Raw genomic sequence first — 15,519 nt, 5'->3', positions numbered from 1 at the left:
CGGGAAACTGAAAGGACCGTCTCAGCGGCCTCTCAGACGGGCCGGGCAGTCTGGTAGTCAGCGACCACCAGCGCCGCCCGACACAGGCGGTCCGGACAGAAAGCGGTGCGATGACCGACGACCGTAATCCTCACGGTGACCCGAACCAGGGCAATCCCTACCAGGGTCATCCCGCCCCGAACGCCCACCAGCAGGGCGAAGGGCAGCAGCCGTCCGCTCCCCGCGACCCGTGGAGCCAAGGCGCCGGATACCACCCGACGACGCCGCAGGGCGCCGGCTACCCGGGCTACCCGCAGCAGCCCGGCTACCAGGCGGGCTACCGCCCGACCGAGCAGATCCCGACGGTCGGCTCCACGGGAACCCTCCCCACCACGGGTGCTCCGCTGCCCTCCTCCGAGCCTCGCCGGGTGGGCCGGACGGCCCTCGTCGCCGGCGCCGTCGCGCTCGCGCTCGTGAGCGGCGGCATCGGTGGTGTCGTGGGCTCGCTCGCATCGTCGAACAACGGCAGCAACGCTCCCGTCTCGAACGCGCTAGACGCGCCGAAGGCCAGCACCAGCCCCGCGTCGAACGCGCCGGCGGGCTCGGTCGAGGCCGTCGCAGAGAAGGTCGTCCCGAGCGTCGTGCAGATCCAGGTCGCGGGCACCCGCGGTGAAGGCGAGGGTTCCGGCGTGATCCTCTCGTCCGACGGACTGATCATGACCAACAACCACGTCATCGCCGGCGGCGGCACCGACGGCAAACTGCTGGTCGCGTTCGCCGACGGCAGCACGGCGCCGGCCACACTCGTCGGCACCGACCCGACGTCCGATATCGCGGTCATCAAGGTCGACGGCAAGTCGGGGCTGACGCCGATCGAACTGGGCTCCTCCGAGGACGTCAAGGTCGGCGAGGAGGTCGTCGCGATCGGTTCGCCGCTCGGCCTGGCGGGCACCGTCACGGCCGGCATCGTCTCCGCGCTCGACCGACCGGTGTCGACCAGCGGCGAGACCGGCAACCAGAACACCGTGATCGACGCGATCCAGACCGATGCCGCGATCAACCCGGGTAACTCGGGTGGCGCGCTGGTGAACATGGATGGCCAGCTGATCGGCATCAACACGGCGATCGCGACGGCCGGCGGACAGGGCGGTTCGATCGGCCTCGGCTTCGCGATCCCCGTCGACCAGGCCCGGCGCATCGCCGACGAATTGGTGAAGACCGGCAAGGCGACGCAGGCGATCATCGGTGTCCAGGTGTCGGCCAAGGAATCGGCGGGCGGCGCGACGGTCGTCGACGTCACCGGCGGCGGGCCGGCCGAGAAGGCCGGCATCCCCAAGGGTGCTGTCGTCACCAAGGTCGACGATCGGGTGATCACGAGCGGCGATTCGCTGATCGCCGCCATCCGGTCGCACGCGCCCGGCGACAAGGTGAGCGTCACGTACAAGGACCAGTCCGGCAACACCAAGACCGTCGACGTCGAACTCGGCACCGCGCCGACCACGGCCGGCCGTTGATGGACTCCGGAAGGCGCCCGGCGCCGCGGATTCGCCGCCACGTCCGGACGTCGTCGGGCGCTGCCACTACGGTGGGAACCATGGAACTCGAATCACCGATGGCCGGGCGGGCACTCGTCGTCATCGTCGACGATCGCACCGCCCACGGCGACCTCGACTCGACGGGCCCGCTGGTCACCGAACTGCTCACCGAAGCCGGATTCCTGGTGGACGCGACGGTCGCGGTGACCGCGGACGAGGTGGAGATCCGCAACGCGCTCAACACCGCGGTCATCGGCGGTGTCGACCTGGTGATCTCGGTCGGCGGCACCGGCGTCACCCCGCGCGACGTCACACCGGAGGCGACCGCCGACGTGCTCGATCGCGAGTTGCCCGGTATCAGTGAGGCGCTCAGGTCGTCGGGTCTGGCGGCCGGCGCGGTCGACGCGGTGATCTCGCGTGGGCTGGTCGGCATCTCGGGCAGCACCCTGGTCGCCAACCTCGCGTCGTCGCGCGCGGCCGTGCGTGACGGCATGGCAACGCTGACGCCGCTCGCGAGCCACGTCATCGGCCAGTTGTCGGCGATCGACGAGTAGTGATGCAGGAAAAGAAGAAGGGAATCGACCGGGCACGGCTGGACGCCGTGTTCGGGACGGTCCTGCCCGACCAGACGTCGGACGAGCGGTCCCGTGACGGCGACTCACGCGGCGACGCAGGCGGCACCCAGGACGACTGGCTGCGTCGTCAGGTGCCGCCGCACCACGGCTGAGATCGGTTCTGCGGAAAGGTCAGTCGTCGACCTGGGTGTGCTTGCCGTCCGGTGAGGCCGACGACTTGCCGATCCTTCCCTCGGCCAGGATGTCGCGGATCTGGATGAGGAGATCGGCCTCGCTGGCCTTCTTGTCCTCTTTCACCGTCGCGAAACGGGCCTTCGCGGCGTTCGCGGGCACGATCAGGACGAAGTAGACCACCGCCGCGATGATGACGAAGTTGATGATCGCGGTGATCACGGCACCGATGTCGACGAACGTCGCGTGGTTTCCTTCGACGAGCTCCTTTCCCAAGCCGAGGTCGTTGTCGCCGCCGAGCGCCGCGATGAGCGGTTCGATGATGTTCCCGGTGAACGCGGTCACGATCGCGGTGAATGCCGCGCCGATCACGACGGCGACGGCCAGATCGAGAACGTTTCCCCGGAGCAGGAAGTCCTTGAATCCCTTGAGCATCTGTGCCCCCTCGGTGCGGATGTCATGCGGATGTCGAGTGCACCAGCGACCCTAATTGACCGGGATGCGAGGCGGGGGTCGTCAGCGCAGTGTCACGGTGAGCGCGTCGGTCAGCGACGCCGTCGCCACCGCGCCCGCGGCCGGTGCCGGCAGCGCGAGCATCACCACGCGGTCGCGCCGTCCGCCACCCGACGATTCGGGGGCGACGAGGACGACCGTGGCATCGGTCGCCAGCACGGTGGCGGTGGGGCGTCGCGCTTCGGTGGTCCCGGACGTCTGATCCACGGTGAGGACGTCGACACGGTCGCCGGCGCGGATGAGCTCGGACAGACCCGGATCCGTCAGCCGGACCGGCACCATGCGCGCGTCGGGTGATCCGGCGGCGGCCTCGGTGAGTCGAGGGCCGAGTAGGCGGACGTCGGTGAGGATCTCGCCCGCCCGGACCGGTGAGGCGACGGTGCGGCCGGAGGCGTCGGCGACGACGCGCACGGACCCCTCGGGCAGGTCCGGATCCAAGCGATCGACCGCCCGGACGTCGTCGGGGGTGAGGATGGTGCCGGGCGTCAGATCGCGCGCCGCGACGAGGACGGGCGCTCCCGAGTCGCGCAGGCCGTCGCGCAGCAGGAGAGCCGCGGCGGCGACGATCAGGACACCGGCGGTGATGCGACGTGCCGTGTCGGTGCGGGCCCAGTCCGGACGCACAGCGGCGCCGATCCTGCTGAGCAGGGTCGGCGCCAGTGGCGAATCGTGACTCGGCCCCCGAGAACGGACGGAATACTTCGGCATGCCCCGGACGCTACGGCCGGGTGCGAGGAACCGGCCGAGGCGTTCGTGGGGAAACCGATCGGCCTGTGGATGGGCCGGGGGCTGTGGAGAAAGTGGGTCCGGCGGAGACTAGCTCGCGGCGGCCGTGCTCGACCCGCTCGTGGTGGAGGACGTAGACGACGCCGAGGTCGACTCCGACTTCTTCGCGGGCTCGCTGACGGTGCTCGAGCTGCCGCCACGGCTGTCGGTGCGGTAGAAGCCGCTGCCCTTGAACACGATGCCGACCGAGTTGAACAGCTTGCGGAGCTTGCCCGAGCACGCCGGGCACACGGTCAGGGTGTCGTCGCTGAACGACTGCACGATGTCGAACTTGTTGTCGCACTCGGTGCAGGCGTACGAGTAGGTGGGCACTGGGTTTCCTCCGCACTGTGTAGTCAAACCGCAGGTGTTGGCACTCTACAGTCGACAGTGCCAACAGCGAAAACCAGCATCCTATTTCCGCAGGTGCCCGAACGTCGCGAACGTCACTCGTTTCGAAGCGGGACCAGCCCTCGACCCGGGGTGAGCGCGTACCTCATCGGCACGTCGTGCGGATCGGCCGGCAGCGACGGCACCAGCTCGGAGTCCCGGACCACCGCGACGAGGGCGGCGCCGGGATCGGCGGAACCGAGGGTGCGGTCGTAGAACCCGGCTCCACGGCCCAGTCGGGCGCCGCACTCGTCCACGGCGAGCGCCGGCACGAAGATCACAGCCGCCGACGCGACCTCGCCGGTCGGCAGCACCGGCCCCGTGGGCTCGCGGAGGCCGTGTCCCGCTGCCGCGAGATCGTCGGCGCCCGTGAACTCGGCCCACTCGAGCGGGCCGGGCTCGCCGGTGACCGGAACAAGCACTCGGAACCCGGCCGCGCGCAGTGCGTCGAGCATCTCGATGGAACCGGGTTCCGAGCCGACGGGCACGTACGCGCACACCGTCGCGCCCGCGGGGGCCGATGCGGCGGCGAGCGCAACTGCGGCCTCGGCCAGCGACCGAGCCTCCGACGCCCGGGTATCGGGGGTCACTTCGCGGCGCGCGCGGAGGACGTGAGCACGCCATTCCGCCTTGGAGAGCGAATTCATGACCGCCACCTTAGGATCGCTCCGTCCGGCCGCGGGGGCCGGATGGATAGGGTGGTGAGTTATGACAGATGCCGTCACCAATGACAACAGGTGCTTCCGGACGGCGGTCGTGCCCGCTGCAGGCATGGGAACGCGGTTTCTACCTGCGACGAAGACCGTCCCGAAGGAGTTACTCCCGGTCGTGGACACCCCGGGCATCGAGTTGGTGGCAGGAGAGGCGGCCGATTCCGGAGCCAACCGCCTCGTCATCGTGACGTCGCCAGGCAAGGACGGTGTCGTCGCTCACTTCGTCGAGGACCTCGTCCTCGAGAGCAAGCTCGAAGCCAGTGGCAAGTACCACCTGCTCGAGAAGGTCCGGAAGGCTCCGGGTCTGCTCGAGGTCGATTCCGTCGTGCAGGCGGAGCCGCTGGGCCTCGGTCACGCGGTCGGCTGCGCCGAGGCCGTACTCGACGACGACGAGGACGCCATCGCGGTGCTCCTGCCCGACGACCTGGTGATGCCGCGCGGTGTGCTCGACACGATGGCCCGCGTGCGCGCCAAGCGTGGCGGCAGCGTGCTGTGCGCCATCGACGTCCCCAAGGAGCAGGTCAGCGCCTACGGCGTGTTCGACGTCGAGACCGTGCCGGACGCGACCAACCCGGACGTCCTCAAGGTCGTCGGAATGGTCGAGAAGCCGGCGATGGAGGACGCACCGTCCACGTTCGCCGCGGCGGGCCGGTACCTGCTCGATCGCGCGATCTTCGATGCGCTGCGCCGGATCACCCCGGGCGCGGGCGGCGAGCTGCAGCTCACCGACGCGATCGCGCTGCTGATCGCCGAGGGGCATCCCGTCCACGTCGTGGTCCACCGCGGATCTCGACACGATCTGGGAAATCCCGGCGGTTACCTGCGCGCTGCGGTTGACTTTGCGTTGAACAGCGAGGAGTACGGCCCGTCGCTGCGCGAGTGGCTGACCGACCGACTGGAGCAGCCCTCCGCCGAATAGCGGTTCGCAGCAGTGCAGGTCGGGTCGACAGGGTCTGGAGGACGAGAAACCACATGCGCTCGGTTGAGGAGCAGCAGTCGAGAGTGACTGCTGCGGCGGTGGCACCCAGGCCCGTCCGGGTGGCGATCTCCGAGGCGCAGGGATTGCTCTGCGCCGAGGAAGTGGTGACCGAACGGCCACTGCCCGGCTTCGACCAGGCCGCCATCGACGGCTATGCAGTTCGCAGTGTCGACGTCCTCGCCGCGGGTACCGATATCCGCGGCGAGGACGGCGAACCCACCGAACTCACCCTTCCGGTCGTCGGTGAGGTCACCGCGGGCTCGCGCCAGCCGATCAGGCTCCAACCGCGTCAGGCGGTGCGGGTCGACACCGGTGCGCCGCTGCCGACACTCGCGGACGCGGTCCTGCCGATGGACCGCACCGACGGCGGCCACGTGCGGGTCAAGGTCTACAAGCCGGTCCGGTCCGGCGACTACGTCCGGCGGGCCGGGGACGACGTCCAGCCGGGCGACGTCGCGGTCCGGGCGGGCACGATCATCGGCGCGGCCCAGGTCGGGCTGCTCGCCGCGGTCGGCCGGGACAAGGTCCTCGTGCATCCGCGCCCGCGGCTGTCGGTTATCTCGGTCGGTGGCGAACTCGTCGACATCGACCGCACCCCCGGCCCGGGCCAGGTGTACGACGTCAACTCGTACGCGCTCGCGGCCGCCGCGCGCGACGCCGGCGCCGACGTCAACCGGGTCGGCATCGCGACGATGGACCCGCGCCGCCTGCGCGAGGTCGTCGAGGGACAGTTGATCCGCTCCGAGATCGTCGTCATCGCAGGCGCTGTCGGTGGCGGAGCCTCCGACGAGGTGCGCGAGGCGCTCGCCGATCTGGGCGACCTCGAGGTGGAGCGGGTGGCGATGCACCCCGGATCGGTGCAGGGCTTCGGGCAGCTCGGGCGGGACGAGGTTCCGACGTTCCTGCTGCCGTCGAACCCGGTGAGCGCGCTCGTCGTGTTCGAGGTGATGGTGCGGCCGCTCATCCGCATCGCCCTCGGCCGGCGACAGCCGATGCGGCGGATCGTCACGGCCCGCTCGGTCGCCCCCATCACGTCCATCGCGAACCGCAAGGGCTTCCTGCGCGGGCAGCTGATGCGGGACGAATCCACCGGCGAATACCTCGTGCAGGCGCTCGGTGGCGCCCCGGGGGCGTCGTCGCACCTGCTGGCCACGCTGGCCGAGGCCAACTGCCTGGTGCTCGTCGATCCCGAGGTCACCGAGGTTCGTGCCGGTGAAGAGGTGGAAGTCGCGTTCCTTGCGCAGCGGGGCTGAGCGGGGCGGATCGATTCATCCGGGGTGGCCGGCCCGGGTCGGGCCGCTGCGAGTGCCGGCGGGTCGAGTGACGTTGCGGCCCATTCGGTTACGTGATGCGGCGACGTGGAGTCGGCTGCGGATCGTGAATCGGGACCACCTCGAGCCGTGGGAACCCACGGGGCACGCGTCGTGGGACGACCGGCACCACGTCACGGCCTGGCCGGGACTGTGTTCGAGTCTGCGCTCGGAGGCCCGCAAGGGCCGCATGCTGCCGATGGTCATCGAACTCGACGGCCACTACTGCGGACAGATCACCGTCGGCAACATCATCCGCGGCGCTCTGAGTTCGGCGTGGATCGGCTACTGGGTCGCGAAAGACGTGGGCGGTCAGGGCGTTGCCACCGGGGCGCTCGCGCTGGGCCTGGACCACTGTTTCGGCCCGATGGGCCTGCATCGGGTGGAGGCCACCGTGCGCCCGGAAAACGTTGCGAGCCGGGCGGTTCTGGAGCATGCCGGGTTTCGCGAGGAGGGCTTGCTGCGCCGCTACCTGGACGTCGACGGCCAGTGGCGGGACCACCTGCTGGTCGCGATGACTGTGGAGGAGGTGCCCGGCTCGATCTCGGACCGGCTGGTGCGCTCCGGCCGCGCCACCTGGGGCTGACGGCGCAAACGGCCGAGCGGCCCCGCCGGGGCCCGACGCCCGACGAGGCCGCTCGGCCGTCGATCACACGATGACGGGCGGGCCGTAGCTGACCACGACGTCGTCGGCCACGTCGGTCGACGCGGTGAAGATCGCGTACGACCGCACCGACACCGTGCCGAGTGCGTGATTGACCTCGAGGTGCACGTCGCGCAGCGTGATGGCGCACTGCGTGGACTTGCACTCCTTCTTCTGCACCGGCACGGTCGCGATGGTGCCGGGCGCGACCTGCGTCGAGAGGTTGCCCTCAACCGGTGCCTCGACACCCAGCTCGAGTGCCTGCCCGTTGAACAGTTCGACCACGGCAGGGACGTTGGGGTCGGCTGTGAGGATCAGGTTCTCCGAGACCTCCGGGATGAAGACCGCACCCGGAGTGAGACCGGCGTTGCCGGTGATGACGGCTCCGTTGGAGACGTCGGCCTGGTAGCCGATCTGGTAGCCGACCTCGAGGGTGCCGCCGGTGTAGGGCGAGCTGCCGTTGCCGCTCACCGTGGCGAGCGCGCGCTGGCTGGCGAAGAGGTCGCGCGTGAACTGGTTGCCCGACAGCGGTTGCACGCTGTTGATGGATTGCCCGGTCTGCGCGACGTTGAGATCCCAGCCGTCGAAGCTGACGGTGTGCGCGGAGGTGTCTTCCTGTTGAGTCACCTCGGCGCCTGCGGTACCCACATTGGCCGTCAGGATCAGGGCCGCCGTGCCCGCGATGACCGCGGTGGCCGAGCGCGCGAAGGTGCGGCGGCGAAACTGGCGAAGGAAAGACCGGTGATTCACGTGCATGGGAATTCCTCGTCTTCGTTTGTTGCGCGACCGGAGCGAACTCCGGCCTCGGGCGGTGTGGGACGGTCTCCTCCGAGGGCGCCTGTCCCGGATGCAGTATTGGCGCTGCATCACCGATTCGTAAGATTTTGGCGACTTGTTTTCCTAGATTTGATTAAGGGGCGCTAACGATTTGGAATCGGCGCCGAGTTTTGTCGCTTTTTCGGACGGCTACAGGGCGCTTCGGGCGCAGTGCCGCGTTTCGTCGAGACGCCGGGTCGCCCGGCGAGGACCGGATCGATGCCGGCACGACTGTTCGATCCGGGACTCGATTGCTGCGCGGCCCGGACGCCTCGCGGCACAGGGGAATCTCGAGGCTGCAATTTCTTCCTCGAGAGGTGATAATCGAGTGACGGGTGTGACACCTGCGAATCCTGAGTCGGCGCGTCTGCGACGATGGAGGCCTGGCTGCCACTACCCTGAACGGGTCATTGGCGACATCAGTGCTGGTAGACGAATGGGAGGAGGTCGCCGGTATGCCGAGTTCCTCGATCATCTGGATCGCGCTCGTCGCCGTCTGGCTGTTCGTCCTTGTTCCGATGCTTGTCAGCAGGCGGCCTCGCATCCGGCAGACGACCGACGCGGCGCTTGCGACTCGAGTGTTGTTCCGGGGCGGGGCGAAGCGGACGGCGCGGGGTCCCGCGGCGGGGCACCGCAGCGACCCGAACTGGCGACCCGCACCGCATCACGGTGACACCCACAGCGACGACCACTACGGCACGGACGCGGAGGATCGAATGGACGCTCACGCCGACGACGACCTGAGGGCGCGTGATCGCGGCGCCGCGGGGGAGTACGTTCCGGACCGACGTGGCCGGGGCGGATTCGACCCCGAGGCCGATGCGATTGCGCAGGCGGCGCGATACCAGTTCCGCCAGCGCTCGGTGCTCGGTCTGGTGTTCGCGTCCCTCCTCACTGCGGGACTGGCCGTGGCGCTCACCCCCGTCATGTGGTGGGTCTGCGCACTGACCTTCGTGGGACTGGGGTTCTACCTCGCGTACCTGCGTCGCCAGGTCCACATGGAGCAGACCATCCGCCGGCGCCGGATGGCGCGGGTCGGCCGGTCGCGGCTCGGAGTGGAGTCGCTCTCCGACGACGAACTGCGTCTCGTGCCGTCGCGGTTGCGTCGGCCCGGCGCGGTGGTTCTCGAGGTCGACGACGGGGACCCGGCGTTCGATCACCTCGATTACTACGACGCGGAGGCCGCCGGGCACGGCTACGACGACAGTCGCCACCGCGGCGACGATCTGCGCCGAGCGTCGGGGCAGTAGCCGTCCGGCTTTCAGGCTTTGCGAAGGGCGTCCGATCATCGATCGGGCGCCCTTCGCGTTGTGCGTCCTCGGCCGCGAATTGTGGCCGCTGACCAGCCGATTCGTTTTCCGGAGGCATCGCCTGTTAGAGTTTCGGAGCGGTCAGGGAACGATGGACCGTGGTTCGGGGCTGTGGCGCAGTTGGTAGCGCGCTTCGTTCGCATCGAAGAGGTCAGGGGTTCGATTCCCCTCAGCTCCACCAAGAAGAAGGCCCCCTCCCGCGGGAGGGGGCCTTCTTCGTGTCTGGGCCGATGGCGCGGCCGGGTGGCCGCCCTGGGCGGGACGGCGACCGTCCCGCCGGACCGTGGTCAGCGTGAAGCGTCCGGAGGGATCTCCGGTAGACCCTCCGCAGCCCGCAGCTTCTCCGCGAGCGTCGTCAGCAGGGTCTGGGACTCCTCGGACAGGTCGAAGGCGCGGGTCGCGAGCCTCCGCAGGCCGTAGCCCTGCAATTGATTCAGCAACTCGAGATCGTGATCGATCTTGGAGGCGTAGATGTCGTTGAAGAAGTACGCCGGCTTGACCTTGAAGAACTTCGCGAACGCGGCGACCGTCTCGTCCGACGGATTGCTCCGCTGACCGGAGCGCAGTTGCGAGATGTACGGCTTCGAGATCTTGTGGCCGTCCGCGATGAGGGCATTCGCCACTTCCGCGTTGGTGTGCGGCTTCCGGCCAGGCGGATGGACCGTATCGAAGAGCTTGTTCAGCCGTGCGGCGAAATCAGACATCGCGATGATAGTAGCACCGGCGATAGCCCGTAGGTAGCTCGAAAGCGTTGGCTGGTCAGATGTTCGGCGGGCTCGAGGAATGCGGTAGACGAGGGGTGGGAATGGATGCGGAAACCGTCCGAATAACCTCATCGTTGCTCGAATCCTGATCCGGCAATTCCGGCACGCGCCGGCGAATTCTGGATCGGCTGGCGAACCCCGGCGGCACCGGGGAGACTTGGATCATGGACCGCAGAATGAGCGACAACGAATTGCGCAGGGCGATTCGCGTGCTGCGCGATCGGGCCGACGAGGCCCGCAGCCACGGGCGCCCCGAGGACGCGGACGGCATCGAGAAGACCATCCGCGACTATCAGGACGAGATGGCGCAGCGCCTCTGAAGACCCTGACGCCCCGACGCAGCCGACGCGCCGAGGCGTTCATTTCGTGCTGCCCCGCGCCGACGTCGTGTTCGGCGCCGATGCGCCGTGTGCGACGTACACTGCCGGAACGGACGAACCGATCGGCGAAGGTGGGGGATCTGCAGACGATGGCGATCAGAACGCTCGACGGAAAGAAGTGTCTCGTCACGGGTGCGGCCAGCGGAATCGGGCGGGCGACGGCCGTCGCGGCGGCCGGCCGGGGCGCCGAGTTGGTGCTCACCGACGTGAACGAGGTCGGACTGGCGGAGACTGTCGGACTGTGCGGCGCCGCCGGCGGGAAGGTGCTGTCGGCGCGCGCCTTCGACATCACCGACTTCGACGCCGTCACCGCCTTCGCGGACGAGGTCCACGAGGAGTTCGGCAGCCTCGACGTCGTCATGAACGTCGCGGGGATCTCTGCGTGGGGCACGGTCGAGAACCTCGAACACCGGCACTGGAAGTCGATGGTCGACGTCAACCTGATGGGCCCCATCCACATCATCGAGCGATTCGTGCCGCCGATGATCGCCGCCGGTCGCGGGGGACACCTGGTGAACGTCTCGTCGGCGGCCGGTCTGCTGGCGTTGCCGTGGCACGCCGCGTACAGCGCCGGCAAGTTCGGACTACGTGGGGTGTCGGAAGTCCTCCGGTTCGACCTCAAGCGGCACGGCATCGGGGTGAGCCTGGTGGTTCCGGGCGGCGTCAAGACACCGCTCGTCGAGACGGTGCAGATCGCCGGCGTCGATCGGCAGGATCCGCGGGTGCAGAAGCTGACCCGGCGCTTCGAGAAGCACGCCGTCTCACCCGAGAAGGTGGCCGACTGCATCCTCGCCGGGATCGTGAAGAACCGTTTCCTGGTCTACACGTCGGGCGACATCCGGTTCGGCTACTGGTGGGCCCGAAAGTTCGCCCCGCCGTACGAGTTCGTGATGCAGAAGGCCAACGACCGGTTCAGCTCGCTGTTGTAGGAATCCGGCGCGGGCGCAGTGCGCCGCTGTGCATCTCGTATGCCGCGTCGACGAGATCGAGCTGGCTCAGGTCGTGGGTGACCATGACCGTCGCGACGGAGCGTTCGCGGCTCAGGTCGGCGAGCAGCGCGACGATCTCTCGGCTGCGTTCCTCGTCGAGCGCCGACGTCGGCTCGTCGACCAGCAGCACCGCGGGATCGTTCACGAGCGAGCGGGCGATCGCGACCCGCTGACGCTGCCCGCCGGAGAGCTGATTCGGGCGCCGGTCGAGCTGACCCTCGAGGCCCAGGCTGCTCAGCAGGTCCCGGGCGCGACGGCGGCTCTCCCGCACCTTGCCGCCATTGAGGTGCGTGATCATCTCCAACTGCTCGGTCGCGGTGAGGGACGGCAGCAGGTTCGACTGCTGGAACACGAAGCCGAGCTTCTCGCGCCGCACGTCGGTGCGGGCGCCGCGGTCGAGGCCCGTGACGTCGGTGCCGTCGATCGTCACGGTGCCGGAGTCCGGCGTGGTCAGCAGTCCGGCGACCGCGAGGACGCTCGACTTGCCGGACCCGGACGGGCCGGTCACGGCGACCAGTTCGCCGCGGTCCACGTGGAGATTGACGTCGTCGAGGGCGCGGAGCCGGGTATCGCCGTCGGGGTAGGTGAGGACGATGTCGCGGAGGTCGATGCTCATGGGAGTCCTTTCGTGAGGTGTCGGCGGGCTCAGCGTGCGGTCGCGAGCGCGGCCTGCGGGTCGATCGAGACGATCCGAGCGAGGGCGGCGGTGGCGCCCACCATGCCCATGACGATCAGCGCGACGAACGGGACGAGGGTGCCGGACAGGGTCAGCGTGAACGGCACGAACTGCGACGCGATTGCGCCGAGGCCCAACGCGGCGAGGCTGCCGAGGCCGGCGCCCAGGACGAGCACGATCAGCGACTGACCGAGTGCGTCCTTGAGCAGGTACTTCGTGGATGCGCCGACGGCCTTGAGGACCGCGAGGTCCTGGCTGCGCTGGATGGTCCAGACGGTGAAGAACGCGCCGACGACGAGGGCGCTGACGGTCATCAGCATCGCCTGCATGAGGAGCAGCGAGCCCCGCTCCGACGTGTAGGAACCGATCGCGTCGAGCGCACCCTTCTCGTCGGTGATCGACGTGCCGGTCGCCGCGGCGGCGCTGTCGGCGTCGAATCCGCCCGACGTGCGCAGCGCGACGACGGTGCCGTCGCTGCCGCCGGCGGACGGCAACTGCGTCCACGGCTGGTGGTCCATCCACACCACGGGCTGGTGGCTGTAGAGGGAGTCGTCGACGAGCGCGGCGATCGTGAACGTCTGTGCGCCGATGGTGATCCGGCTGCCGACATCCCACCCGTTGTCCTTCGCGAGGTCGGCGTCGACCGCGGCCGATGCGCCGTCGAGCGGGACGGGGGCGGCAAAGGATCTGCCGTCGACGCCGAATGCGGACGCGGCCACCTCCCTGCTGCCGGTGCTGATCCGGACCGGCGCGATCCCGACGATCGCGGCCTCGTCGACTCCGGGCGTCGCGGCCAGCGCGTCACGCTGCTGCTCGGTGACGGTGGATTCGCCGAACGAGAGCGACTGGCCGTCGGCGGGTTCGCCGAACGCGAAGTTGTCGGCGCCGAGGTGCTTGACCGCGGCGATCGATTGATTGCCCAGTCCTGTGGTCAGCCCCGACAGCATGACGACCATCAGGGAGATCAGGAACAAGGCCGAGCTCATGAGAGCGAACCGGCCCTTGGCGAAGCGGAGATCTCGAATACTGAGGAACATGTGATCCAGCGTCGCCGAGAAGGGGTGATCGGGGCATCGCGCATCGGTTGACTTCCCCGGTCCATCGAAAGTTGGAGTGCGGGTTCGCGGCGGCGAGCAGTGCGCCGGCGGTGTTAGCGTGAGTGAAATGCAGACCTCCGACGCGTACCATCCGGGCGGTGTCGCCCCGGTGCTGCGCGCCATGCAGATCGGCGCGCACACCCTCTTCGTGCTCCTCCTCGCGATCGGGGTCGGACGGGTCCTCGTCACGCAGGGCGTGGGCGGCTGGTGGGTCGTGGCGATCGCGGTTGCGGAACTCCTCTGGTACGGATGCGGGGTGATCTTCGCCCGCGGCGCCCGGGACGGTGGCACGGTCGACAAGGCGTCGGGGCGGTCGTGGCTGGGCATCCTCGTCCTCGGCTGGTTGTTGCTGGTGGTCTCGGATCCCAACTTCGTGTGGCTCGTGTTCGCGCTGTTCTTCCTGTGCTTCCACCTGCTGACGATTCCGCAGGCGTTCGGGGCGACCGGTGCACTCACCGTGGTGTCGATCGCGGCGAGCCTGTGGCACGGCGTGACCGAGACGGTGCCGTCGATCGTGGGACCGCTGATCGGCGCGGCCGTCGCCGCAGGCATGGCGACGGTGTACCAGTTGCTGGTGCGCGAGGCCGCGGAACGGCAACTGCTGGTCGACGAACTCACCGAGGCGCACCGCGAGCTCCTCGGCGCACAGGACGAACTGGTGGCCCTGCAGCGTGAATCGGGTGCGCTGGAAGAGCGTTCGCGGCTCGCCCGGGACATCCACGACACCCTCGCGCAGGGCTTCTCGTCGATCCTGCTGCTGGCCCGCGCCGGTCAACGAGGCAACGACCCCGCGCCGATCTTCGGCCAGATCGCCGACACCGCACAGGAGAACCTGGTGGAGGCGCGACGGGTGGTGGCCGCACTCGCGCCCGCCGACCTGGAATCGGCGCCGCTCGAATCGGCGTTGCGGCGTCTGGTCGCCCAGCTCGGCGACCAGACCGGCATCGTCGGCGAGTTGCACACCGACGGCGACCCTCTTCCGATGCCGATGGAGTACGACGTCGCGCTGCTGCGGGTCGCCCAGAGTTCGCTCGCGAACGTGCGACTGCATTCGCGGGCGCAGCGGGTGCGGGTGACGCTCACCTACGAGGCCGACGAGGTGCGCCTGGACGTCGTCGACGACGGCATCGGTTTCGATACGCGGGAGGCCGGCGGATTCGGTCTCCGTGCCATGCGTGAACGACTCACGGAGTTGGGAGGAACGTTGGTCGTGGAAAGTGCTCCGGGTGACGGAACTGCTGTTGCGGCAACACTTCCGGCGGGGAGGCCACTGTGAGCGGCGTACGGGTGCTGCTGGTCGACGACCATCCCGTCGTGCGGGCGGGGCTGCGCGCGCTGCTCGCGTCGCACGACGACGTCGAGGTGGTGGCCGAGGCGACGTCCGGTGAGGAGGCGGTGCTGCTGGCCGCGTCCACGAAGCCCGACGTCGTGCTGATGGATCTGCGGCTCGGCTCCGGATTGGACGGCGCGGGGGCGACGGCACAGATCACGGCGGTCGAGAATCCGCCGCGGGTCGTCGTGCTCACGACGTACGACACCGACGCGGACATCCTGCGGGCGGTCGAGGCGGGTGCCTCCGGGTATCTGCTCAAGGACACCGCCCCGGAGGTGCTGATCGAGTCGGTCTTCGCGGCGGCGCGGGGCGATACGGTGCTGGATCCGGATGTGGCGCAACGGCTCTACCGTCGCATGCAGCAGCCACGGGTGGATCTCAGTGCCCGCGAGGTCGAGGTTCTCGATCTGGTGGCGCAGGGGCTGTCGAACCGGGCGATCGCGAAGCAGTTGTTCGTGAGTGAAGCCACCGTCAAGTCCCACCTGGTGCACGCGTTCACCAAGCTCGGCGTCGACAGTCGCACCGCGGCGGTGGCGGCGGCCCGCGAACGGGGCGTGATCACCTGATCCGTCGGGTAGCGT

19 protein-coding genes and 1 tRNA gene are annotated in these 15,519 nt (G+C 69.1%); 12 read left to right on the top strand and 8 right to left on the bottom strand.

The window, feature by feature from the left end:
- The first annotated feature begins 110 nt into the window (after nt 1-110).
- From LCL87_RS01920 to LCL87_RS01910, 3 genes are all read left to right on the top strand, one after another.
- The gene (locus LCL87_RS01920) at nt 111-1,493 is read left to right on the top strand and encodes a trypsin-like peptidase domain-containing protein (protein ID WP_225016086.1); all 1,383 of its coding nucleotides are present in this window, start codon (nt 111-113) and stop codon (nt 1,491-1,493) included.
- An 80-nt stretch (nt 1,494-1,573) separates the two neighbouring features.
- A complete protein-coding gene (locus tag LCL87_RS01915; protein ID WP_225016084.1) occupies nt 1,574-2,068 on the top strand; it encodes a MogA/MoaB family molybdenum cofactor biosynthesis protein in 495 nt (164 codons plus the stop codon).
- Between the two features lie 2 nt (nt 2,069-2,070).
- The gene (locus LCL87_RS01910) at nt 2,071-2,241 is read left to right on the top strand and encodes a hypothetical protein (protein ID WP_225016082.1); all 171 of its coding nucleotides are present in this window, start codon (nt 2,071-2,073) and stop codon (nt 2,239-2,241) included.
- Between the two features lie 19 nt (nt 2,242-2,260).
- Here the strand turns inward: LCL87_RS01910 and mscL are convergent, their stop codons facing one another.
- The 4 genes from mscL to LCL87_RS01890 form a co-directional block, all read right to left on the bottom strand.
- Nucleotides 2,261-2,695 (bottom strand): large conductance mechanosensitive channel protein MscL, encoded by a 435-nt coding sequence (mscL, locus tag LCL87_RS01905; RefSeq protein ID WP_225016080.1) that lies wholly within the window; start codon nt 2,693-2,695, stop codon nt 2,261-2,263.
- Between the two features lie 81 nt (nt 2,696-2,776).
- On the bottom strand, nt 2,777-3,481 hold the full coding sequence (locus LCL87_RS01900; protein WP_225016079.1) for an SAF domain-containing protein: 705 nt from the start codon (nt 3,479-3,481) through the stop codon (nt 2,777-2,779).
- A 108-nt stretch (nt 3,482-3,589) separates the two neighbouring features.
- Complete coding sequence (locus tag LCL87_RS01895) at nt 3,590-3,871, bottom strand: FmdB family zinc ribbon protein (RefSeq protein WP_225016077.1); 282 nt, start codon at nt 3,869-3,871, stop codon at nt 3,590-3,592.
- Nucleotides 3,872-3,984: 113 nt separating this feature from the next.
- Nucleotides 3,985-4,575 (bottom strand): 5-formyltetrahydrofolate cyclo-ligase, encoded by a 591-nt coding sequence (locus tag LCL87_RS01890; protein WP_225016074.1) that lies wholly within the window; start codon nt 4,573-4,575, stop codon nt 3,985-3,987.
- A gap of 61 nt (nt 4,576-4,636) precedes the next feature.
- On the opposite strand from LCL87_RS01890, the gene LCL87_RS01885 reads away from it, so the two are divergent.
- Genes LCL87_RS01885 through LCL87_RS01875 form a run of 3 tightly spaced genes read left to right on the top strand, consistent with a single transcriptional unit; the run spans nt 4,637 to nt 7,516 of the window.
- Complete coding sequence (locus LCL87_RS01885) at nt 4,637-5,560, top strand: UTP--glucose-1-phosphate uridylyltransferase (protein WP_225016073.1); 924 nt, start codon at nt 4,637-4,639, stop codon at nt 5,558-5,560.
- A 53-nt stretch (nt 5,561-5,613) separates the two neighbouring features.
- Nucleotides 5,614-6,873 carry a molybdotransferase-like divisome protein Glp gene (gene glp, locus LCL87_RS01880; protein WP_225016071.1) on the top strand — a complete coding sequence of 420 codons (1,260 nt, stop codon included), beginning with the start codon at nt 5,614-5,616 and terminating at the stop codon, nt 6,871-6,873.
- On the top strand, nt 6,857-7,516 hold the full coding sequence (locus LCL87_RS01875) for a GNAT family N-acetyltransferase (protein WP_225016069.1): 660 nt from the start codon (nt 6,857-6,859) through the stop codon (nt 7,514-7,516). The genes glp and LCL87_RS01875 overlap by 17 nt, the downstream gene beginning before the upstream one ends.
- Before the next feature lie 63 nt (nt 7,517-7,579).
- Here the strand turns inward: LCL87_RS01875 and LCL87_RS01870 are convergent, their stop codons facing one another.
- The gene (locus LCL87_RS01870; protein ID WP_225016068.1) at nt 7,580-8,329 is read right to left on the bottom strand and encodes an MspA family porin; all 750 of its coding nucleotides are present in this window, start codon (nt 8,327-8,329) and stop codon (nt 7,580-7,582) included.
- 515 nt (nt 8,330-8,844) lie between these two features.
- Here LCL87_RS01870 and sepX point away from each other — a divergent pair.
- Complete coding sequence (gene sepX, locus LCL87_RS01865; protein ID WP_225016066.1) at nt 8,845-9,639, top strand: divisome protein SepX/GlpR; 795 nt, start codon at nt 8,845-8,847, stop codon at nt 9,637-9,639.
- Between the two features lie 165 nt (nt 9,640-9,804).
- Nucleotides 9,805-9,880: transfer RNA gene (locus LCL87_RS01860), tRNA-Ala, on the top strand.
- 106 nt (nt 9,881-9,986) lie between these two features.
- Here LCL87_RS01860 and LCL87_RS01855 read toward each other — a convergent pair.
- Complete coding sequence (locus tag LCL87_RS01855; protein ID WP_225016064.1) at nt 9,987-10,403, bottom strand: helix-turn-helix domain-containing protein; 417 nt, start codon at nt 10,401-10,403, stop codon at nt 9,987-9,989.
- 236 nt (nt 10,404-10,639) lie between these two features.
- On the opposite strand from LCL87_RS01855, the gene LCL87_RS01850 reads away from it, so the two are divergent.
- Entirely contained in the window at nt 10,640-10,783 is a 144-nt protein-coding gene (locus LCL87_RS01850) for a hypothetical protein (RefSeq protein WP_225016062.1), read from the top strand.
- Between the two features lie 149 nt (nt 10,784-10,932).
- The gene (locus LCL87_RS01845) at nt 10,933-11,772 is read left to right on the top strand and encodes an SDR family oxidoreductase (protein WP_225016060.1); all 840 of its coding nucleotides are present in this window, start codon (nt 10,933-10,935) and stop codon (nt 11,770-11,772) included.
- Here the strand turns inward: LCL87_RS01845 and LCL87_RS01840 are convergent.
- Nucleotides 11,756-12,448 carry an ABC transporter ATP-binding protein gene (locus tag LCL87_RS01840; RefSeq protein ID WP_225016058.1) on the bottom strand — a complete coding sequence of 231 codons (693 nt, stop codon included), beginning with the start codon at nt 12,446-12,448 and terminating at the stop codon, nt 11,756-11,758. The genes LCL87_RS01845 and LCL87_RS01840 overlap by 17 nt on opposite strands.
- Nucleotides 12,449-12,477: 29 nt before the next feature.
- On the bottom strand, nt 12,478-13,545 hold the full coding sequence (locus LCL87_RS01835; RefSeq protein ID WP_225016056.1) for an ABC transporter permease: 1,068 nt from the start codon (nt 13,543-13,545) through the stop codon (nt 12,478-12,480).
- A 127-nt stretch (nt 13,546-13,672) separates the two neighbouring features.
- Between LCL87_RS01835 and LCL87_RS01830 the strand changes: the two genes are divergently transcribed.
- On the top strand, nt 13,673-14,881 hold the full coding sequence (locus LCL87_RS01830) for a sensor histidine kinase (RefSeq protein ID WP_225016055.1): 1,209 nt from the start codon (nt 13,673-13,675) through the stop codon (nt 14,879-14,881).
- Entirely contained in the window at nt 14,878-15,504 is a 627-nt protein-coding gene (locus tag LCL87_RS01825) for a response regulator transcription factor (protein WP_225016053.1), read from the top strand. The genes LCL87_RS01830 and LCL87_RS01825 overlap by 4 nt, the downstream gene beginning before the upstream one ends.
- Nucleotides 15,505-15,519 lie beyond the last annotated feature (15 nt).

The organism is Prescottella equi (assembly GCF_020171745.1).
Lineage (GTDB): Bacteria > Actinomycetota > Actinomycetes > Mycobacteriales > Mycobacteriaceae > Prescottella > Prescottella equi_A.
The sequence above is the reverse complement of the archived record's forward strand: the minus strand, read 5'-3'. Positions and strand labels throughout refer to the sequence as shown.